At 68.2% G+C, this 18,832-nt stretch carries 18 protein-coding genes; 12 read left to right on the top strand and 6 right to left on the bottom strand.

Translation table 11 applies throughout. The annotated features are described in order from the left end of the window. Nucleotides 1-69 precede the first annotated feature (69 nt). The gene (locus ABD679_RS05355; RefSeq protein WP_344758926.1) at nucleotides 70-1,431 is read right to left on the bottom strand and encodes a GH1 family beta-glucosidase; all 1,362 of its coding nucleotides are present in this window, start codon (nucleotides 1,429-1,431) and stop codon (nucleotides 70-72) included. 197 nt (nucleotides 1,432-1,628) lie between these two features. Here ABD679_RS05355 and ABD679_RS05350 point away from each other — a divergent pair, with 197 nt between their 5' ends. The 4 genes from ABD679_RS05350 (at nucleotide 1,629) to otsA (ending at nucleotide 6,805) form a co-directional block, all read left to right on the top strand. Continuing rightward, entirely contained in the window at nucleotides 1,629-2,723 is a 1,095-nt protein-coding gene (locus ABD679_RS05350; protein WP_344758925.1) for an ABC transporter ATP-binding protein, read from the top strand. A 118-nt stretch (nucleotides 2,724-2,841) separates the two neighbouring features. Beyond that, on the top strand, nucleotides 2,842-3,591 hold the full coding sequence (gene otsB, locus ABD679_RS05345; RefSeq protein ID WP_425561848.1) for a trehalose-phosphatase: 750 nt from the start codon (nucleotides 2,842-2,844) through the stop codon (nucleotides 3,589-3,591). Beyond that, nucleotides 3,591-5,408 (top strand): glycoside hydrolase family 15 protein, encoded by a 1,818-nt coding sequence (locus tag ABD679_RS05340; protein WP_344758923.1) that lies wholly within the window; start codon nucleotides 3,591-3,593, stop codon nucleotides 5,406-5,408. Before otsB ends, ABD679_RS05340 begins: the two co-directional genes overlap by 1 nt. After that, nucleotides 5,405-6,805, top strand: coding sequence for an alpha,alpha-trehalose-phosphate synthase (UDP-forming) (gene otsA, locus ABD679_RS05335; RefSeq protein WP_344758922.1), 1,401 nt, complete (start codon nucleotides 5,405-5,407; stop codon nucleotides 6,803-6,805). The genes ABD679_RS05340 and otsA overlap by 4 nt, the downstream gene beginning before the upstream one ends. Here the strand turns inward: otsA and ABD679_RS05330 are convergent. The 5 genes from ABD679_RS05330 to ykgO all read right to left on the bottom strand — a co-directional run bounded on the left by ABD679_RS05330 (nucleotide 6,802) and on the right by ykgO (nucleotide 10,066). After that, a complete protein-coding gene (locus ABD679_RS05330; protein WP_344758921.1) occupies nucleotides 6,802-7,686 on the bottom strand; it encodes a carbon-nitrogen hydrolase in 885 nt (294 codons plus the stop codon). The two genes, otsA and ABD679_RS05330, sit on opposite strands and share 4 nt — an antisense overlap. A gap of 53 nt (nucleotides 7,687-7,739) precedes the next feature. After that, nucleotides 7,740-8,255: a DUF1697 domain-containing protein gene (locus tag ABD679_RS05325; protein WP_344758920.1), complete on the bottom strand. Its 516-nt coding sequence runs from the start codon at nucleotides 8,253-8,255 to the stop codon at nucleotides 7,740-7,742. Between the two features lie 61 nt (nucleotides 8,256-8,316). Next, entirely contained in the window at nucleotides 8,317-9,348 is a 1,032-nt protein-coding gene (locus ABD679_RS05320; protein WP_344758919.1) for an agmatine deiminase family protein, read from the bottom strand. A gap of 51 nt (nucleotides 9,349-9,399) precedes the next feature. Further along, nucleotides 9,400-9,729, bottom strand: a complete 330-nt coding sequence (locus tag ABD679_RS05315; RefSeq protein ID WP_344758918.1) for a hypothetical protein — start codon at nucleotides 9,727-9,729, stop codon at nucleotides 9,400-9,402. Nucleotides 9,730-9,940: 211 nt separating this feature from the next. Then, on the bottom strand, nucleotides 9,941-10,066 hold the full coding sequence (gene ykgO, locus ABD679_RS05310; protein WP_010342887.1) for a type B 50S ribosomal protein L36: 126 nt from the start codon (nucleotides 10,064-10,066) through the stop codon (nucleotides 9,941-9,943). Between the two features lie 151 nt (nucleotides 10,067-10,217). Here ykgO and cmk point away from each other — a divergent pair, with 151 nt between their 5' ends. The 8 genes from cmk (at nucleotide 10,218) to galU (ending at nucleotide 18,720) form a co-directional block, all read left to right on the top strand. Next, the gene (gene cmk, locus ABD679_RS05305; protein ID WP_344758917.1) at nucleotides 10,218-10,892 is read left to right on the top strand and encodes a (d)CMP kinase; all 675 of its coding nucleotides are present in this window, start codon (nucleotides 10,218-10,220) and stop codon (nucleotides 10,890-10,892) included. A gap of 395 nt (nucleotides 10,893-11,287) precedes the next feature. Further along, nucleotides 11,288-12,979 carry a 30S ribosomal protein S1 gene (gene rpsA, locus ABD679_RS05300; protein ID WP_344758916.1) on the top strand — a complete coding sequence of 564 codons (1,692 nt, stop codon included), beginning with the start codon at nucleotides 11,288-11,290 and terminating at the stop codon, nucleotides 12,977-12,979. A 54-nt stretch (nucleotides 12,980-13,033) separates the two neighbouring features. Beyond that, nucleotides 13,034-13,351, top strand: coding sequence for an integration host factor subunit beta (locus ABD679_RS05295; RefSeq protein ID WP_344758915.1), 318 nt, complete (start codon nucleotides 13,034-13,036; stop codon nucleotides 13,349-13,351). Between the two features lie 71 nt (nucleotides 13,352-13,422). Next, a complete protein-coding gene (locus ABD679_RS05290) occupies nucleotides 13,423-13,689 on the top strand; it encodes a lipopolysaccharide assembly protein LapA domain-containing protein (RefSeq protein WP_344758914.1) in 267 nt (88 codons plus the stop codon). 1 nt (nucleotide 13,690) lies between these two features. Continuing rightward, a complete protein-coding gene (gene lapB / locus ABD679_RS05285) occupies nucleotides 13,691-14,869 on the top strand; it encodes a lipopolysaccharide assembly protein LapB (RefSeq protein ID WP_344758913.1) in 1,179 nt (392 codons plus the stop codon). Beyond that, the gene (locus ABD679_RS05280) at nucleotides 14,809-15,900 is read left to right on the top strand and encodes an MraY family glycosyltransferase (protein ID WP_344758912.1); all 1,092 of its coding nucleotides are present in this window, start codon (nucleotides 14,809-14,811) and stop codon (nucleotides 15,898-15,900) included. Before lapB ends, ABD679_RS05280 begins: the two co-directional genes overlap by 61 nt. Next, nucleotides 15,897-17,807 carry a polysaccharide biosynthesis protein gene (locus ABD679_RS05275; protein WP_344758911.1) on the top strand — a complete coding sequence of 637 codons (1,911 nt, stop codon included), beginning with the start codon at nucleotides 15,897-15,899 and terminating at the stop codon, nucleotides 17,805-17,807. Before ABD679_RS05280 ends, ABD679_RS05275 begins: the two co-directional genes overlap by 4 nt. A gap of 10 nt (nucleotides 17,808-17,817) precedes the next feature. Then, on the top strand, nucleotides 17,818-18,720 hold the full coding sequence (gene galU, locus ABD679_RS05270; RefSeq protein WP_344758910.1) for a UTP--glucose-1-phosphate uridylyltransferase GalU: 903 nt from the start codon (nucleotides 17,818-17,820) through the stop codon (nucleotides 18,718-18,720). The last annotated feature ends 112 nt before the right edge of the window (nucleotides 18,721-18,832 follow it).

Raw genomic sequence — 18,832 nt, 5'->3', positions numbered from 1 at the left:
TTCCCCCTCCACCGGCTGACAGGGTAACCGGGTTGCGGTGTCCGGCGCAGCGGACGCCGCATCCGCGGCCTACGGCAGCGGCTCGGCCAGCGCGCTGCCATGCGTTTCGATCAGTCGCGAATACCAGCGTGCGCTGTCCTTCGGCGTGCGCACCTGGGTGTCGTAGTTCACGTGCACGAGGCCGAAGCGCTTGGAATAGCCCAGCGACCATTCGAGGTTGTCCAGCAGCGACCACGCCATGTAGCCGCGCACGTCGACGCCGGCGCCGATCGCGTCGTGGATCGCCGCGATGTGCCTGCGCAGGTAGTCGGTGCGCAGCGGGTCGCGGACGCGGCCGTCGTCGCCGGCCACCGGCGGGTCGAAGAACGCGGCGCCGTTCTCGGTGATGTACACGGGCAGGTCGCCGTAGGTCCGCTTGAACCACAGCAGCAGGTCGGTCAGGCCCTGCTCGAACACCTCCCAGCCGGTCTCGGTGTAGGTGCCAAGCGGCTGCCGCACGGAACCGGCGCCCAGCGGGTAGCTGTCGTTGGCCCGGGTGACGCTGCGCGTGTAGTAGTTGATGCCGACGAAATCCAGCGGCTGCACGATCAGCTTGAAATCATCCTGCGGAAACTCCGGCCAGGCGTCGCCGAAGATCTCCTTCAGCTCGTCCGGATAGCGGCCGAGCAGGGCAGGGTGCAGGTACTGCTCGTTCATGTACGCATGCGCGCGGCGCACCGCGGTCTGGTCGGCTTCGGAGTCGCTGGCCGCGTACTTGGGCTCGATGTTCACCACCAGCCCGATCTCGTGGCTGCCCTCGGCGCGGTAGGCCTGCACCGCAGCGCCGTGCGCGCGCATCAGGTTGTGGCTGGCGATCGGCGCCTCGTACCTGCTGCGGTGGCCGGGCGCCAGCGTGCCGTGCAGGTAGCCGCCGTCGGTGACCACCCAGGGCTCATTGAGAGTGACCCACTTCTTCACCCGGCCATCGAGTGCGCAGTACAGCACGCGTCCGTACTCGGCGAACCAGTCCGCGCTGTCGCGGTTGAGCCAGCCGCCGCGGTCGTCGAGCGCGGCAGGCAGGTCCCAGTGGTACAGGGTGAGCAGCGGTTCGATGTCGTTGGCCAGCAGCTCGTCGACCAGCCGCGAATAGAAGTCCAGGCCCGCCTGGTTCACCCGGCCGGTGCCCTCGGGCAGGATGCGCGACCACGACACGCTGAAGCGGTAGGCCTGCAGGCCCAGTTCGCGCATCAGTTTCACGTCGTCCTTCCAGCGCCGGTAGTGGTCGCAGGCGACGTCGCCGGTGTCGCCGTTGAGGGTCATCCCGGGGGTATGCGCGAAGCGGGTCCAGATGCTCGGCCCGGCACCGTCGGCCAGCGGCGAGCCCTCGATCTGGTGGGCGGCGGTCGCCGCACCCCACAGGAATCCCTTCGGGAACGAAAAATCCTTCGACATCGATGTGGACCTCGGAGACGTGGGTTCCGGAATCGGCATGAAAACGATTACATGCCAAGATACCGGAACGAATCGCGCCAGTGTAATGTCCGCCAGGGCGATGCCCGCGGCTTGTCCGGCCTTTCGCGCCGGCAGCCGCCCGAACCGCGACGGCGGACAACAAACCGGGGCCCGGCGGGCCCGGAACCGGAGAAACGATGGCCAGCGTCCAGCTCGACAACCTGCGCAAGGTGTACCCGAACGGCGTGGTCGGCGTGGCCGGCGCGAGCTTCGAGGTGGCCGACGGCGAGCTGCTGGTGCTGGTCGGGCCGTCGGGCTGCGGCAAGTCGACGCTGCTGCGGATGATTGCAGGGCTCGAGGAGATCAGCTCGGGCACGCTGCGCATCGGCGACCGCGTGGTCAACGAGGTGCCGCCGAAGGACCGCGACATCGCGATGGTGTTCCAGAGCTACGCGCTGTACCCGCACATGACGGTGGCGGAGAACCTCGCATTCGGGCTCAAGCTGCGCGGCCACGACAGGGCCGCCATCGCCGGCCGCGTCGCCGAGGCCGCGAAAACGCTGGAGCTGGACCAGCTGCTCGACCGCAAGCCCGGCGCGCTGTCCGGCGGCCAGCGCCAGCGCGTCGCGCTGGGGCGGGCACTGGTGCGCAAGCCGCAGGTTTTCCTGCTCGACGAGCCGCTGTCGAACCTCGACGCCAAGCTGCGCATGTCGATGCGGGTGGAAATCGCGCGCCTGCACCGGCAGCTCGGCGCGACCATGGTCTACGTCACCCACGACCAGATCGAGGCGATGACGCTGGGCCAGCGCATCGTGGTGCTGAAGGACGGCGAGATCCAGCAGATCGACACGCCGATGGCGCTGTACGACAGACCGGCCAATGTCTTCGTCGCCACTTTCCTTGGCAGTCCGAAGATGAACCTGCTCCGCGGCGAGCTGCACGACGGCGACCACGGGCTGCGGCTGCATGTTCGCGACGGCATCGAGCTGCCCCTGTCGCCGGAAGAATCGATGCGCGGCGCGCTGCACGCGCGCGTCGGGCAATCGTTGACGGTCGGCCTGCGCCCGGAGGACATGCGCATCGGCGGTGACGACGCGACGCTGCCTGCGCAGGTGGAGGCGGTGGAGCCGGTCGGCAACGAGGCGTTCGTCAACCTGCGCTGCGGCGACGACGAGATCGTGCTGCGGCAGCCGCCGAGCGGTTTGCCGAACCCCGGCGACCGCGTGCGCCTGTCGCACCTGCCGGCGCGCGCGCATTTCTTCGACGGCGAAAGCGGCATGCGCCTGGGCTGACGATTCACGCCGGTTTACGGCCGCGCGCGCCATCATGCCGCGAATGCAAGGCAGTGATACGAAGCAAATTGCCGGCGGCGGATGCGACAGCCCTGCCGCGAAGGTCCCCGCGCCACCATTGCCGACCGACGACTGGGCCCTGTTCCTCGACGTCGACGGCTGCCTGCTGGAGCTTGCCGACACGCCTGACGCGGTGGTGATGCCGGACGGTCTGCGCGAACGGCTCGCCGCGCTGCAGTCGCGCCTCTGCGGCGCGCTGGCGCTGGTGAGCGGGCGCACGATCGCGAAGCTCGACGAGCTGTTCGCCCCCCTGCGCTTCGACGCGGTGGGGCTGCATGGCGCCGAGTGCCGCAGCAGGCAGCTCAACTCCGGGGTGGCCGCGTCGCCGCCCGCGCTGGCGGCGATCCGCGATGCCGCACAGCGCCTGGCCGCGGTCTACGAAGGCGTGGTGGTGGAGGACAAGGGACGCGCGCTTGCGCTGCACTGGCGGCGCGCACCGGACGCCGAGCCGGCCCTGCAGGCCTTTGCCGCGCATTCGCTCGAACAGCTTCCGGGTTACCGGCTCCAGCAGGGCAGGCAGGTCGCGGAACTGTATCCGGGTGGCGATGGAGAAGGCGGCCTCGACAAGGGGCACGCGATCGCCGCGCTGCTGGAGGTGCCGCCGTACCGCGGCCGTACGCCTGTTTTCGCCGGTGACGACTTCACCGACGAAAGCGGCTTCGAACAGGTCAACGCGCGCGAGGGAATCAGCGTGCTGGTCGGTGACCGCAGCCCGAGCGAGGCGCGCTTCCATCTGCGCGATCCTGCCGCGGTGCGTGCGTGGCTTGGCGTGCGGGACGACATGCAGGGCGACCACGAGGTGGACTGATGCCCGGTTCCGTCGAACGCCAACCGCCAGACTGCCGGGCGTCGCAGGACCTCGATCTGGGCCTGGTCGGCAACGGCAGCTTCGGCGTGCTGTTCGATGCGCGCGCGCGGCTGGTGTGGGGCTGCCTGCCGGCCTTCGATGGCGATCCGGCCTTTTGCGCGCTGCTGCAGCCGCGGCAGGACGGCGGGTTCTGGGACATCGAGCTGGAAGGATTCGCCTCGTCGCAGCAGGCGTACGACAGGAACACCGCCATCCTGCGCACGGTGCTGCGAGATAGCGACGATGGGGCGATCGAGATCACCGATTTCGCGCCGCGCTGGCAGCAGCACGGGCGCTTCTACCGGCCGGTGATGCTGGCGCGCCGCGTGCGCGTGCTGTCGGGCAGCCCGCGCATCCGCGTGCGCCTGCGGCCGCTGGTGGACTGGGGCGCGCGCGTGCCGGAGCACACCTGGGGCAGCAACCACATGCGCTTCCTGCTGCCGGGCATGACGCTGCGCGTGACCACCGACCTGCCGCTGCGCGTGCTGCGCGACGAGCTGTCGATCGTGCTCGACCGCGACCTGCACTTCGTGCTCGGCCCGGACGAGACGCTGGCCCGGCCGGTCGAGGAGTTCGTGCGCGAGGCCGAGTTGCGCACGCGGCAGTACTGGCACGAATGGGTGCGTTACCTGTCGATCCCGGCCGAATGGCAGGAAGCGGTGATCCGCAGCGCGATCACGCTCAAGCTGTGCCAGTACGAGGACAGCGGCGGCATCATCGCCGCGCTGACGACCTCCATCCCCGAGGCGCCCGGTACCCAGCGCAACTGGGACTACCGCTACTGCTGGCTGCGCGACGCGGCGTTTGTAGTGCGCGTGCTCAACCGTCTCGGCGCGACCCGGTCGATGGAGGAGTACATCCACTACATCTTCAACCTGGCCACAGGCGATGACGGCGACATGCAGCCGGTGTACGGCATCGCCTACGAGGCGGAACTGGCCGAGGAGGAGATGCCGGCGTTGCGTGGTTATCGCGGCATGGGCCCGGTGCGCCGCGGCAACCTGGCCTGGGTGCAGAAGCAGCACGATACCTACGGCGCGGTAGTGCTGGCGTCGGCGCAGATGTTCTTCGACCGGCGGCTGGAAAACCCGGGCGACGAAGCCGCGTTCCGCCGCCTGGAACCGCTGGGCGAGCGCGCCTGGGCGCTGCACGACCGGCCCGACGCCGGGCTGTGGGAATTCCGCGGTCGCGCCGAGGTACATACCTATTCCAGCGTCATGTGCTGGGCTGCCTGCGACCGGCTGGCGATGATCGCCGATGCATTGCGGCTGGAGGACAGGCATCGCCTCTGGCGCGAGCGCGCCGATGCCATCCGCACGACGGTGCTCGGGCGCGGCTGGAACGAAGCGCTTGGCCACTTCGTCGACGTGTTCGACGGCAAGCGCCTGGATGCCTCGCTGCTGCTGCTGGCGGACCTGGGCTTCATCGCCGCCGACGATCGGCGGTTCGTTGCCACCGTGGAGGCCATCGGCCGCACCCTCAAGCGCGGCGACGGTCTGTACCGCTACGTTGCCGAGGACGATTTCGGCGTGCCGGAAACCAGTTTCACCATCTGCACGTTCTGGTACATCGACGCACTTGCCGCCATCGGGCGCAGGGACGAGGCGCGCACGTTGTTCGAAGGCGTGCTCGAGCGTCGCAACCACCTGGGCCTGTTGTCCGAGGACCTTGCCTTCGATACCGGCGAGCCCTGGGGCAACTTCCCGCAGACCTATTCGCACGTGGGGCTTGTGATGGCCGCGATGCGGCTGTCGCGCCCGTGGCAGGACTTCTCGTGAGCCGCCTGGTTGTCGTCTCCAACCGCGTCGCCACGCCGGGGGAAAGCCGGGCGGGCGGGCTTGCGGTGGGGCTGGAGGCCGCGCTGCGCGAGCGCGGCGGGATCTGGTTCGGGTGGAGCGGGAAATCGGTGCGCGAAGGCGGCGGCGAGTTGCACGAGGCGCGCGAAGGCAACATCCGTTACGTCACCATGGATCTGTCGCGCACGGACCTGGATGCGTACTATAACGGCTTCTCCAATCGCACCCTGTGGCCGCTGCTGCACTTCCGCCTCGACCTGGTCGACTACGACCGCAACACGCGTATCGGCTACGCGCGGGTCAATGCGCTGTTCGCGGACAAACTCGCGCCGCTGCTGCGCGAGGACGATGTGGTCTGGATCCACGACTACCACCTGATCCCGCTGGCGAGCCTGCTGCGCGAGCGCGGGATCGGCTGCCGGATGGGCTTCTTCCTGCATGTACCGATGCCGTCGGCGGACCTGGCTGCGGCACTGCCTGACCACGCGCGGTTGTTCTCGACGCTGTACGCCTATGACCTGGTGGGCTTCCAGACGCTTCGCGATGTGGAGCGTTTCCAGGACTATGTGCGCCTGTTCGGCGGCGGTCGCGTGGCCGGCGATGGCATGCTGGAAGCGCCCGGTGGGCGCAGGTTCCGCGCCGCGGCGTTCCCGATCGGCATCGACACGGACCAGATCGCCACGGAGGCCCCGCGGGCACTGTCCAAACCCACCGTGCGTTCGCTGCGCGAGAGCCTGAGGCCGCGGGAACTGGTGATCGGCGTCGACCGGCTCGACTATTCCAAGGGGCTGCCGGAACGCTTCCGCGGTTTCGCGCGCTACCTCGAGCGGCACGGCAGCCGCAAGCGCGGCTTGACGTACCTGCAGATCGCACCGGTTTCGCGCGGCGAGGTGGCCGAATACAAGCTGCTGCGCACCGAGCTCGAGCGCATTGCCGGGCACATCAACGGCAGCCACGCCACTGCGGACTGGACGCCGCTGCGCTACGTCAACCGCAATTTCGCCCGCGGCACGCTGACCGGTTTCTACCGCATCGCCCGCATCGGCCTGGTCACGCCGCTGCGCGACGGCATGAACCTGGTGGCCAAGGAGTACGTGGCCGCGCAGGACCCCGACGATCCGGGCGTGCTGGTGCTGTCGATGCTTGCGGGCGCCGCCTATGCGATGCGCGAGGCGTTGCTGGTCAATCCGTACGATCTCGACGGCGTGGCCGACGCCATCGACACGGCGGCCCGCATGCCGCGCGACGAACGCATCGAACGCTGGCAGGCACTGATGGCCTACCTGCGCGAAAACGACATCGATGCGTGGTGCCGCAGCTACCTGGACGCGCTGATGTTCGACGTGCCGAGGAAAGGAGCCGGGAAGGGAACTGCCTAGTCGCGGTAGCGGCGCAGCAGGTCGCCGTAGGCATCAATGCGGCGGTCGCGCAGGAACGGCCAGATGCGGCGCACGTGCTCGCTGCGGCCGAGGTCGACCTCGCACAGCAGGACGGCGGGGTCGCCAGCCGCTTCGGCCAGGAACTCGCCCTGCGGGCCGAGCACATGGCTGTTGCCCCAGAAGTCGATCCCGGACGCACCCAGCGGCGAAGGCTCGTGGCCGACGCGGTTGCACGACAGCACCGGCAGGCCGTTGGCAACGGCGTGGCCGCGGTGGCTGAGGATCCAGGCGTCGCGCTGGCGGTCCTTTTCGGACTGGTCGTCGTTCGGGTCCCAGCCGATCGCGGTGGGATAGAGCAGCAGTTCGGCGCCGGCCAGTGCCATCAACCGCGCGGCTTCCGGGTACCACTGGTCCCAGCACACCAGCACGCCGAGGCGGCCGACGCTGGTGTCGATCGGCTCGAAGCCGAGGTCGCCCGGCGTGAAGTAGAACTTCTCGTAGAAGCCCGGGTCGTCCGGGATGTGCATCTTGCGGTACTTGCCGGCGGTGGAACCGTCCGTGTCGAAGACGACGGCGGTGTTGTGGTACAGGCCGGTGGCGCGCTTCTCGAACAGCGAGCTGACCAGCACCACGCCGTGCTGCTTCGCCAGCGCCGACAACCGTTCGGTGCTGGGGCCGGGGATGGGTTCGGCCAGGTCGAACTCGTCGACCGATTCGTGCTGGCAGAAGTAGGCGCCGTTGTGCAGTTCCTGCAGCAGCACCAGCTTCGCGCCCTGGCGCGCGGCTTCGGCCACGCGCTGTTCGATCACGGCGAGGTTGTCTTCGGCGCTGCCGTGGTTGCGCTCCTGCACCAGGGCGACCGGGAGGGTTTTCGTCTTCATGTGCGGGATTGTAGGGACTGCCGGGTTGGACAGGTATGAACGCTGCGTGGCGTTCACGCCGCGGCGCAGCGATGCAGCGTGTCCCAGGTGCGCGTGGTGGTGGCGTCGCCGAAGGTTTTCGCGATCAGCGTCATGAACACCGGCGTTCCGGGCACCGGGACATAGGCGGTGAAGACCTCGCGGCCGTTCACGGCGAGGATGCTGGCTTCGGCCTTAGTGATCGGCAGTCCGGGCGGAGGTGCCGGGGCGGCGTCGAGGAAGGTCACCACCCGTTTCGCGCCGGGCGGAAGCTCGAAGGCCTGGAACGGGTCGCCATCGAGCAGCGCGCGCAGCTGCGCCTGCGAACGGATGAAGGTCTTGAAGCTGCGTCCCAGCGCATCGGCCATCGCCGCTTCGGCCTGGCGCGCCAGCGTCGCCTCACCGCGCCGCGGCGCGTCGAACGCCACGTTGCCGCTGGACAGGAGGGTGCGGACGTTGGTGAACCCGGCACCTTCGAAGCAGGCGCGCAGCGCCGGCATCTTCGCGTTCAAGGGGCTGACGCCGCGGAGCAGGGCGATGTAGCGGGGCATGGGGTTCCGGAAGCAGGAGCGAAAGCGATAGCGAAGGGCAAATGACCGGTGCCCCGCGAAGCTACACCAGTCCTTCAGGCAACTGCATGGTGATGCAGTGCAGGCTGCCGTTCTGCCAGATCAGCGCGCGGCAGGGCACGGGTACGATCTCGCGGCCGGGGAACGCCCGGGCGAGGACGTCCGCGGCGGCCGCGTCGGCGGCGTCGCCGTATGCGGGCATCAACACCGCGCCGTTGATGACCAGGAAATTGGCGTAGCTGGCCGCCAGCCTGCGGCCCCCGTCGACGATGGGCTTCGGCCACGGCAGCGGGAACAGGCGATACGGCCGCCCGTCGGGCGTGCGCAGCGCGGCGATTTCGCCGGCCATCGCTGCGAGTTCGGCGTGGTGCGAGTCGGCCGGGTCGTCGCAGGCCTGGAAAACGATCGCGTCGTCCGGCGCGAAGCGGGCGAGGGTGTCGATATGGGCGTCGGTGTCGTCGCCCTCGAGATAACCGTGGTCGAGCCACAGCACGCGGTCCTGGGCCAGCCAGCCGGCCATGCGGCGGGTCAGTTCGTCGCGCGCAACCTCCGGATGGCGTTCGTGCAGGCATTGCCACGTGGTCATCAGCGTGCCCGCGCCGTCCGTGTCGATCGCACCGCCTTCCAACGCAAAATCAATGGCTTGGCGTGAACTATTGAGGAATGTGTTTACCTTGTCCAGATGCTCGACAAGGCGGTCGTCGCGGCTGGCTTCGAATTTCCCGCCCCAGCCGGTAAAGCGGAAATCCAGCAGACGGAAGCGCCCGCCCTCGCGCAGGGTGACCGGGCCGGAGTCACGCAGCCAGGTGTCGTCGTACTCGGCCGGGACGAACCTGACGCGGTCCATGTCCACGCGCGCCGACGCCAGCCGCGCCCGTGCGTAGGCCTCGACGTCATCGTCGGCCACGCAGACCAGCACGTCCTGGAAGCGGGTGATTGCCGCCACCAGCGCGATATAGGTGTCCTCGACCTCACCGAGGCGGTCGGCCCAGTCGGTCCCGGCGTGCGGCCAGGCGATGAGGGTGGCGGACTGTGGCTCCCACTCGGCGGGGAAGCGCAGCCTGGAATCGGACATTGGGCGACCTGCTGCAAGCCCGCCGGGCGGCGGGCAGGTGGGATGCCGGCGTCAGCGGATGGCGGGCTTGGGGCCGACCTCGTTGGCGGCCGCCTTCTGCGCGACGGCGTCGATGACGCGGTTCTTTTCGAAATAGACGACAAAGCCAGGGTAGACCCAGCGGTTGATGGTGGGCCACTGGCGCTTCTGGCCGCCGCGCGCATCGAGCTTCTGGCTGGGCGCGCCGAAGCGGGCTTCGACCTGGGCCATGCTCATGCCGCGGCTGGGCATGGCCGCCTGGTTTTCCTGCTGCACGCGATCGACCAGCAGGACGTCCGCGGAAGCGGCGCCGGCCATGCCGAGCAGGGCAGCGGCGTACAACGAAATCAGGACTCGCGACATGATGGTTTCCCCCGGAGCTTGAAGATGAATGCCGCTGCGTTGTAGCAGATTACGCCGCCGGCCGGGTACGCCCGCGACGGGGAATGGGCGCACCGTCACGCGGGCCGGGGCGCCAGGCCAGCCGGGGCCCCGGCAACAAACGGCGAAAGGCCGCATTGCTGCGGCCTTTCCGTGGAGCATTTGCGTTCCCGGCGCGCAGCCGGGAGACGGCTCAGCGCTGGCGCGCCTTGAAACGCGGGTTGCTCTTGCAGATCACGAAGACCTTGCCACGGCGACGCACGACCTTGCAGTCGCGGTGACGGGCCTTCGCCGATTTCAGGGAGGACAGGACCTTCATGACATACCTCGAAAGACGGTTGGGACAAACAAGCCGGCTATTCTAGCGGTCCTTTCCCCACTGATTCAAGCGCTTGCGGGTTTTTTTTTCGACCGTTGCGGGCATGCGGCCCTATAGAATGCCCGGATCATCACACCAGCGGGGAGCGCGAATGACGGCGAACGAGGTTCCGGTCCTGACCATCGACGGGCCTTCCGGCTCGGGCAAGGGCACCATCAGCCGGGCCGTGGCGGCGCGGCTGGGGTGGCATTACCTGGACTCCGGCGCGCTGTACCGTGCCGTTGGCGTGGCGGCTGGCTGGGGTGACCTGGACCTGGACGACGCCGGCGCGCTGGTGCGCTGCGCCTTCGATACCGAGGTCGGGTTCCGTGACGACGCGGGCGGCGAGCCGAGGGTGCTGGTCAACGGCAACGATGCCACCGACGAACTGCGCACCGAAACCGCCGGCGCGGCGGCCTCGGCGATCGCGGCCATCCCCGCGGTGCGCGCCGCGCTGAAGGATCGCCAGCGGGCCTTCCGCCAGCCGCCGGGCCTGGTCGCCGACGGCCGCGACATGGGCACGGTGATCTTCCCCGATGCCCCGTTCAAGGTCTTCCTCACCGCCAGCGCGGAGGAAAGGGCCGAAAGACGCTATAAGCAGTTGAAGGACAAGGGGGTTTCCGTTACATTGGCCGGTCTGCTGCGCGAGATTCTCGCCCGCGACGCCCGCGACGCCAGCCGCGCGGTGGCGCCGCTGCGACCGGCCGAAGACGCCGTGCGCATCGACACCACCGGCATCGGCATCGACGAAGTGGTCGGGCGGGTACTGAAAGTCGCAGGCGCGTAATGCCTGCTCCGGACTCCTCCCCTTATCAAGGGAAGGCAAGGATGGGATAAGCAAATCTGTGGTCGCGGCTGTATCGCGGCCGCTCGAAATTCCTTCCCTTTCAAGGGGAAGGCAAGGATGGGGATGGTTTTCCGTGACGGCACCGCGTGCGCCGTACTCAAGCCACCCTCACCCAACCCTCCCGCTTGAAGGGGAGGGAGTTGAAACCCTTCCTCCGGGAAGGACGCCACATCCCTCCAGCCAACAAGGGGAGGGCGTTACAGGTCCCGCCGGTTCGCCGTCGGGTTTTCCAACCACAACACTCACGGCCACGCGCAATCCCGCGCAAGCCGACAACGGGTGGACCGGCAGGCGTCATGCACCTGCGGTCTGTGTCATCAACCGAGTATTTCCCAATGACCGAATCATTCGCAGAACTGTTCGAACAAAGCCAGGCCAACCTGGCCAAGCTCAAGCCCGGCGCCATCGTCACCGGCACCGTGGTCGACGTCCGCACCGACGTGGTCGTCATCAACGCCGGCCTCAAGTCGGAAGGCATCGTGCCGATCGAACAGTTCCGTAACGACGAAGGCGAGATCGACGTCGCCGTCGGCGACACCGTCAAGGTGGCGCTGGACAGCCTCGAGAACGGCTTCGGCGAGACCGTGCTGTCGCGCGAGAAGGCCAAGCGCGCGATGGTGTGGGACGAGCTCGAGGAAGCCCTCGAGAAGAACGAAACCGTGACCGGCCGCATCAGCGGCAAGGTCAAGGGCGGCTTCACCGTCGACATCCGCGACGTGCGCGCGTTCCTGCCCGGTTCGCTGGTCGACGTGCGCCCGGTGCGCGATCCGGTGTACCTGGAAGGCAAGGAGCTGGAATTCAAGCTCATCAAGCTCGACCGCAAGCGCAACAACGTCGTGGTCTCCCGTCGTGCCGTCGTCGAGAGCGAGCACTCCGAGGAGCGCGAGGCGCTGATGGAGAAGCTGGTCGAGGGTGCCGTGCTCAAGGGCGTGGTCAAGAACCTCACCGACTACGGCGCGTTCGTGGACCTGGGTGGCATCGACGGCCTGCTGCACATCACCGACATGGCCTGGAAGCGCGTGCGCCATCCATCCGAGGTGGTGGAAGTCGGCCAGGAGCTGGACGTGCGCGTGCTCAAGTACGACAAGGAGCGCAACCGCGTCAGCCTGGGCCTGAAACAGCTGGGCGAGGATCCGTGGGACAACATCGCCCGCCGCTATCCGTCCAACACCCGCGTGTTCGGCAAGGTCAGCAACGTCACCGATTACGGTGCGTTCGTCGAGATCGAGCCGGGCGTCGAGGGTCTGGTGCACGTGTCCGAGATGGACTGGACCAACAAGAACGTCAACCCGTCCAAGGTGGTGCAGGTCGGTGACGAGATCGAGGTCATGGTCCTGGACGTGGACGAGGAGCGCCGCCGCATCTCGCTGGGCATCAAGCAGGTCACCTCCAACCCGTGGGAGACCTTCGCCGCGATCCACAAGAAGGGCGACAAGGTCGAGGGCCAGATCAAGTCGATCACCGACTTCGGCATCTTCATCGGCCTGGACGGCGGCATCGACGGCCTGGTGCACCTGTCCGACATGAGCTGGAATTCCACCGGCGAAGACGTGGCCCGCGAGCTGAAGAAGGGCGACACCCTCGAAGCCGTGGTGCTGGCGGTCGACCCGGAGCGCGAGCGCATCAGCCTGGGCGTCAAGCAGCTCGAGCAGGATCCGTTCGGCCAGTTCATGGCGGCGCATCCGCGCGGCACCAAGGTCAGCGGCACGGTCAAGGAAGTCGACGCCAAGGGCGCGGTGATCGAGCTGGCCGATGGCGTGGAAGGCTACGTGGCGGCCCGCGACATCGCCGACGAGCGCGTCGAGGATGCAAGCCAGCGACTGAAGGTCGGCGAGACGATCGAGGCCAAGTTCATCGGCATGGACCGCAAGGGCCGTTCGCTGCAGCTGTCGATCAAGGCCAAGGACGAGGCCGAGACGGCCGAGACCCTGGCCGAGTACAACCGTGCTTCGTCCGATGCCTCCAGCGGCACGACCAAGCTCGGCGCCCTGCTGCGCGAGCAGCTGGAGAGCAACAAGTCCGAGTAAGCGGTACGCGGTGGCCCGGTTCTCGCCGGGCCACCGTATCGGCCAGCCACCACGATGACCGTGTCCATGACCAAATCGGAACTGATCGACATCCTGACCCAGCGCCAGGCGCACCTGAAGGCGGAGGATGTCGACATGGCCGTGAAGTCGCTGCTGGAAATGATGGGCGGGTCGCTGGCGCACGGCGAGCGCATCGAGATCCGTGGCTTCGGCAGTTTTTCCCTGCACTACCGGCCGCCCCGCACCGGCCGCAATCCCAAGACCGGCGACGCTGTCGCGCTGCCGGGCAAGCACGTGCCGCACTTCAAACCAGGCAAGGAGCTGCGCGAACGCGTCAGCGACGTGATGCCGCTGCCTCCGGACGAGGACTGACCGCGGCGTCGGCATCGCATGGACCACGCGTCGTTTAAGCTTGGAGCCCTGCAACAACAGGCCCATGCACCATGCGACTGATCCGGTTCCTCATTGCCCTGCTGTGCATCGCTGCCGGCGTCGTTGTCGGCGCGCTCAACCCGCAGCCTGTTTCGCTGGACTTCGGCTTCGCCACCGTGCCGGGCACGCTCGGCGTGTCGTTGCTGGTTGCGCTGCTCATCGGCGCCATCGCCGGCGGGCTGGTCCTGGCCGCCTCCGTGATACTGCCCCTGCGGCAACAGCTGCGGCGCGAACGTGCGCGCCACGCGACCACCACCCACGACTCCGGCGGCGCATGACATGGACTTCATCACCCAGTGGTTCTGGTTCTTCCTGCTGCTGCCCGTCGCCGCGCTGAGCGGCTGGGTCATCGGCCGTCGCGGCGGCGAACGTCACAGCGATACCCAGGTCAGCCGCCTGTCGACGACCTATTTCCGCGGCCTGAACTATCTGCTCAACGAGCAACCCGACAAGGCGATCGAGCTGTTCCTGCACATTGCCGAGCTCGACAAGGACACCTTCGAGACCCAGGTCGCGCTCGGCCACCTGTTCAGGCGCCGCGGCGAGGTCGACCGCGCCATCCGCCTGCACCAGGGCCTGGTGCAGCGCCCCGACCTGAGCGACCAGCAGAAGGTGCAGGCGCTGCTGGCGCTGGGCGAGGACTACATGAAGTCCGGGCTGCTCGACCGCGCCGAGACGGTGTTCACCGACCTGGCCCGGATCGACCAGCGCGCGCCGCAGGCGCTGCGCCACCTGATCGGCATCTACCAGTCCGAGCGCGACTGGCCGAAGGCGATCGAGAATGCCTCGCGCTACGAAGCCGCGACCGGCGAGCCCATGGGCAAGCTGATCGGGCAGTTCGAATGCGAGTTGGCCGAGCGCCTGCGCGCAGCCGGTGACGCCGACGGCGCGCGCGCAGCGGTTGCGCGCGCCTATGCCGCCGATTCCAACCTCGTCCGCGCCGGGTTGATCGAAGGGCGCATCGAAGTGGATGCCGGCAACGACGTCGCCGCGATCCGCGCCTTCGAGCGGGCGGCCCGGCACGATCCGGATTTCCTGCCCGAAGTGCTGCCCGCGCTGCTGGCCGCGTACGAGCGCGCCGGCGACGCGCCGGGCGCGCGCAACTTCCTGTCGGAGATGAGCGAGCACTACCGCGGCATCGCGCCCGTACTCGCGTTGACGCGGCTGGTGGAAGCGGAGGACGGCATCGCCGAGGCGCGCGCCTACCTCGCGCGCCAGCTCAAGGACCGCCCCTCGGTACGGGGTGAGGCTGCGCTGATCGACCTGACCCTGGCGGCCGGCGCCGACCCGGTCGCGACCCTGCAGGACCTCAAGCACATCACCGACCAGCTGCTGGTGCGCAATCCAAGCTACCGCTGCAGCCGCTGCGGCTTCGGCGCGCGCAGCCACCACTGGCAGTGCCCGAGCTGCAAGGAATGGGGCACGATCAAGCCGCTGCTGAACTACGCGGTGGTCTGAGCATGCCCGGCCTGCCGGTCGCAGCCGCCTGGCTGGCGCTGCTGTTCGTTGCCAGCCTGGCGGGGACGGTGGCGGCGCGGCGATACGCGATCAGGCGCGACCTGCTCGACCATCCGGGCGAGCGCCGGAGCCACGTGGTTGCCACCCCGCGCGGCGGCGGCATCGGCATCGTCGTCGCCATGCTCGGCGCGCTGGGCCTGCTTGCCTGGTGGAATCCCGCGCAAGCACTGCCGATGGCGCTTGCCGCGACCGGCCTGCTGCTGGTGTCGGGGATCGGCTGGATCGACGACCACCGTCCGCTGACGCCGTGGTCGCGGCTGGCCGTGCACGCGGTGGCCTCCGTCCTGCTGGCGGCGGTGGCCTACGGCGCCGGCGGGCAGTGGGTGTGCGCATTGCTCGCATTCGCCCTGTGCATGGTGCTGGTCAACATCTGGAATTTCATGGACGGCATCGACGGCATCGCCGCGCTGCAGGCGCTGGTCGTCGCGGCCGCGATCACGCTGCTCGCGAACGTTGCGGCGGCACGATGGATTGCGCTGGCGCTGGCGGCTGCCTGCTTCGGCTTCCTGCCGCTCAACCTGCCGCGGGCAAGAATTTTTCTCGGTGACGTGGGCAGCGGGGCACTCGGTTACCTGCTTGCGCTGGCCATGGTGCTGGCCGCAACCGGCGGCGGACAGGCAACGTCACCGGCGGCGTGGGTGCTGCTGCTCCTGCCGCCGTCGGCGTTTTTCCTCGACGCTTCCTTGACATTGCTTGTGCGCATGCTGCGCGGCGAACGCTGGTGGACGCCGCATGTCGGGCATCTTTACCAGCGCGCGGCGAGGGAGGTGGGCCGTCATTGGCCGGTCACGCTGGCCTATGCCGCCTGGGCCATGGTGGCGGGCGGGTTGGCGTTTGCCATCCGTGATCGCCCGGAAACGTTTATCATGTGCAGTGGCATCGCGTGGTACCTGGGGGGAGGGATCCTGTGGTTGGGGTCTGGCGCACATCGCGGCCTTGATTCGGGTTTGCCGGGAAAACAAAGCGGATGATGGCTTGGAAAACACGGGTGGCGGCGGCAATGCCACGGGCTGCGATCGTCGCACACGACCTGTTCATGGTCTGGCTGTGCTGGGTCGGGCTCAACCAGTTCCGCTATTCGATGGAAATCGTCTCCCTCGACCTGCCGTTCTGGTCGCCGGAGGTGTTGCTGGTCCTGCTCGCACAGGGGCTGGTGTTCTGGAAGATCGGCCTCTATCGCGGCGTCTGGCGCTTCGCCAGCCTTCCCGACCTGCTGAACATCCTCAAGGCGAGCCTTGCCGGGCTGCTGGCAATCATGCTGGCGCTGTTCCTCTACACCCGCCTCGACCTGGTTCCGCGCTCGGTGCTGCTCCTGTACCCGATCGTGCTGACAGCGCTGCTGGGCATGCCGCGACTGCTGTACCGCACGTGGAAGGACCACGGCCTGGCGCGTACCGACAAGGCCGCGCTGCGGGTGCTGATCCTCGGAGCCGGGCAGGCGGGCGAGACCCTGGTGCGCGACCTGCGTCGCGCCGGCGCCTACCAGCCGGTGGGCTTCCTCGACGACGCCGCCAAGCTGCGCGGCAGCCACCTGCAGGGCCTGCCGGTGCTCGGCCGGATCGAGGACGTCGACAAGATCGCGCCGGAGACCGCGGCCAAGCTGCTGGTGATCGCCATGCCGTCGATCGATGCCGCTGCCATGCGACGCGTGGTCGAGGCCTGCGAACGCACCGGCCTGCCGTTCCGCACCGTGCCGCGGCTAGACGACCTGCTTGAAGGGCGCTCGCTGCCAGGCGAGCTGAAGGAAGTCGCGATCGAGGACCTGCTCGGGCGCCAGCCGGTCACGCCGGACTGGAAGTCGATTCGCGGCTGGCTCGGCGGGCGCAGCGTGCTGGTCACCGGCGCCGGTGGCTCGATCGGTTCGGAGCTGTGCCGCCAGTGCGCCAAGCACGGGGCGCGCCAGATCACGCTGCTGGAAATCGACGAGCTGGCGCTGATCACGGTCGAGGCCGAGATGCGCCGCGACTTCCCGCAGATCCAGTGCGTACCGATCCTTGGCGACTGCGGCGATCCGGCCGTGGCCCGCCACGCCATCGGGACCAGCAAGCCCGACGCGGTCTTCCACGCGGCCGCCTACAAGCACGTCCCGGTGCTCGAATCCCAGCTGCGCGAAGCCATCCGCAACAACGTGCTGGCCACCGGGACCATGGTCGAGGAAAGCATCCAGGCCGGCATCGGCACCTTCGTGCTGATCTCGACCGACAAGGCGGTGGACCCGGCCAACGTGCTCGGCGCCAGCAAGCGGTTGGCGGAGATGATCTGCCAGTCGATGTCCGACTCGCTGACGACGCGGTTCATCACGGTGCGCTTCGGCAACGTGCTCGACTCGGCCGGCAGCGTGGTGCCGCTGTTCCGCGAACAAATCCGCAGCGGCGGCCCGATCACGGTCACCGATGAAGAGGTCACGCGCTACTTCATGACCATCCAGGAGGCCTGCCAGCTGATCATGCAGGCCTCGGCAATCGGCTCCCAGCACGCGATCTACACGCTGGACATGGGCGAACCGATCCCGATCCGCCTGCTCGCCGAGCAGATGATCCGCCTGGCCGGCAAGCAGCCGGGGCGCGACATCGCCATTGTGTACACCGGCTTGCGTCCGGGCGAGAAGCTGCACGAGACCCTGTTCCACGCCGACGAACGCTACCGGCCCACCTCGCACCCGAAGATCCTCCAGGCCGAGGCGCGGGCGGTCTCGCTCGACCGCGTCCACGACATTTGCGCGCAGCTGCGCGAGGCATCCGCGCGCTACGACGTCGAAACACTGGGAACGCTGCTGCGCGAGGCGGTGCCAGAGTTCATCCCGTCCGACCTGCCGCAGTTGCCGCGCAAGGTGGCGACGGTCGTGGCGTTCCCCGCGCGGGCATCCCGCAGGACGTGACCAGGACGACATGACGAAACGAATCAGGAAGGCCGTTTTCCCCGTGGCGGGCCTGGGAACCCGCTTCCTCCCCGCGACCAAGACCGTACCGAAGGAGATGCTGCCGATCGTCGACCGGCCGCTGATCCAGTACGCGGTGGACGAAGCGATCGAGGCAGGCTGCGACACGCTGGTCTTCGTCACCAACCGCTACAAGCATGCCGTGGCCGACTACTTCGACAAGGCCTACGAACTGGAGCAGAAGCTGGAGAAATCCGGCAAGTACCGGCAGCTGGACCTGGTCCGCAACGTATTGCCCGAAGGCGTCCGCGCGGTGTTCGTGACCCAGGCCGAGGCATTGGGTTTGGGGCATGCCGTGCTATGCGCGAAGCCGGTCATCGGCGACGAGCCGTTCGCGGTGCTGCTGCCCGACGATCTGATCTGGAACAAGGGCGGTCCCGGCGCGCTCAAGCAGATGGCCGATCATGCCGAGGCCACCGGCGGCGGTGCGATCGCGGTGCAGGACGTGCCGCGAGACCAGACCGCCAGCTACGGCATCGTTGCTACCGACGACTTCAGCGAGCGTTCCGGCCGGATCCGGCGCATGGTGGAAAAGCCGAGTCCGGAAACCGCCCCAAGCACGCTCGCGGTGGTCGGTCGCTACGTGCTGCCGGCCGGCATTTTCGACGCCCTGGAGAAGACCGGCCGCGGCGCCGGTGGCGAGATCCAGCTCACCGATGCGATCGCCAGCATGCTCGATACCGCGCGGGTGGACGCCTACCGCTTCCGCGGAACCCGCTTCGACTGCGGCACCCACCTGGGCCTGGTCGAGGCGACGATCCGTTTCGCTCTGGACCACGAGAAGATCAGCGACGCAGCGCGCGACAGCATGACGCGCACGCTGGCCGACCTGGGCGTGATCGATCTCGACTGATGTTTTTCTTCCTCCCCTTCAAGGGAAGGGGCGGGGGAGGGGATGGGTTTGACTTCCCGTCCGTGCGTATCCGGGTCCACGGCGGCGTTACGGAAAACCACCGCCATCCTTG

The sequence above is a fragment of the Luteimonas lutimaris genome (assembly GCF_039537065.1).
Lineage (GTDB): Bacteria > Pseudomonadota > Gammaproteobacteria > Xanthomonadales > Xanthomonadaceae > Luteimonas > Luteimonas lutimaris.
This window is presented reverse-complemented; position numbering and strand designations above follow the sequence as displayed.

Coding starts and splice junctions, on each gene's coding strand:
- ABD679_RS05355 (WP_344758926.1), bottom strand. CDS start 1,431: ATGTCGAAGGATTTTTCGTTCCCGAAGGGATTCCTGTGGGGTGCGGCG.
- ABD679_RS05350 (WP_344758925.1), top strand. CDS start 1,629: ATGGCCAGCGTCCAGCTCGACAACCTGCGCAAGGTGTACCCGAACGGC.
- ABD679_RS05340 (WP_344758923.1), top strand. CDS start 3,591: ATGCCCGGTTCCGTCGAACGCCAACCGCCAGACTGCCGGGCGTCGCAG.
- ABD679_RS05330 (WP_344758921.1), bottom strand. CDS start 7,686: ATGAAGACGAAAACCCTCCCGGTCGCCCTGGTGCAGGAGCGCAACCAC.
- ABD679_RS05325 (WP_344758920.1), bottom strand. CDS start 8,255: ATGCCCCGCTACATCGCCCTGCTCCGCGGCGTCAGCCCCTTGAACGCG.
- ABD679_RS05320 (WP_344758919.1), bottom strand. CDS start 9,348: ATGTCCGATTCCAGGCTGCGCTTCCCCGCCGAGTGGGAGCCACAGTCC.
- ABD679_RS05315 (WP_344758918.1), bottom strand. CDS start 9,729: ATGTCGCGAGTCCTGATTTCGTTGTACGCCGCTGCCCTGCTCGGCATG.
- ykgO (WP_010342887.1), bottom strand. CDS start 10,066: ATGAAGGTCCTGTCCTCCCTGAAATCGGCGAAGGCCCGTCACCGCGAC.
- cmk (WP_344758917.1), top strand. CDS start 10,218: ATGACGGCGAACGAGGTTCCGGTCCTGACCATCGACGGGCCTTCCGGC.
- rpsA (WP_344758916.1), top strand. CDS start 11,288: ATGACCGAATCATTCGCAGAACTGTTCGAACAAAGCCAGGCCAACCTG.
- ABD679_RS05295 (WP_344758915.1), top strand. CDS start 13,034: ATGACCGTGTCCATGACCAAATCGGAACTGATCGACATCCTGACCCAG.
- ABD679_RS05290 (WP_344758914.1), top strand. CDS start 13,423: ATGCGACTGATCCGGTTCCTCATTGCCCTGCTGTGCATCGCTGCCGGC.
- lapB (WP_344758913.1), top strand. CDS start 13,691: ATGGACTTCATCACCCAGTGGTTCTGGTTCTTCCTGCTGCTGCCCGTC.
- ABD679_RS05275 (WP_344758911.1), top strand. CDS start 15,897: ATGATGGCTTGGAAAACACGGGTGGCGGCGGCAATGCCACGGGCTGCG.
- galU (WP_344758910.1), top strand. CDS start 17,818: ATGACGAAACGAATCAGGAAGGCCGTTTTCCCCGTGGCGGGCCTGGGA.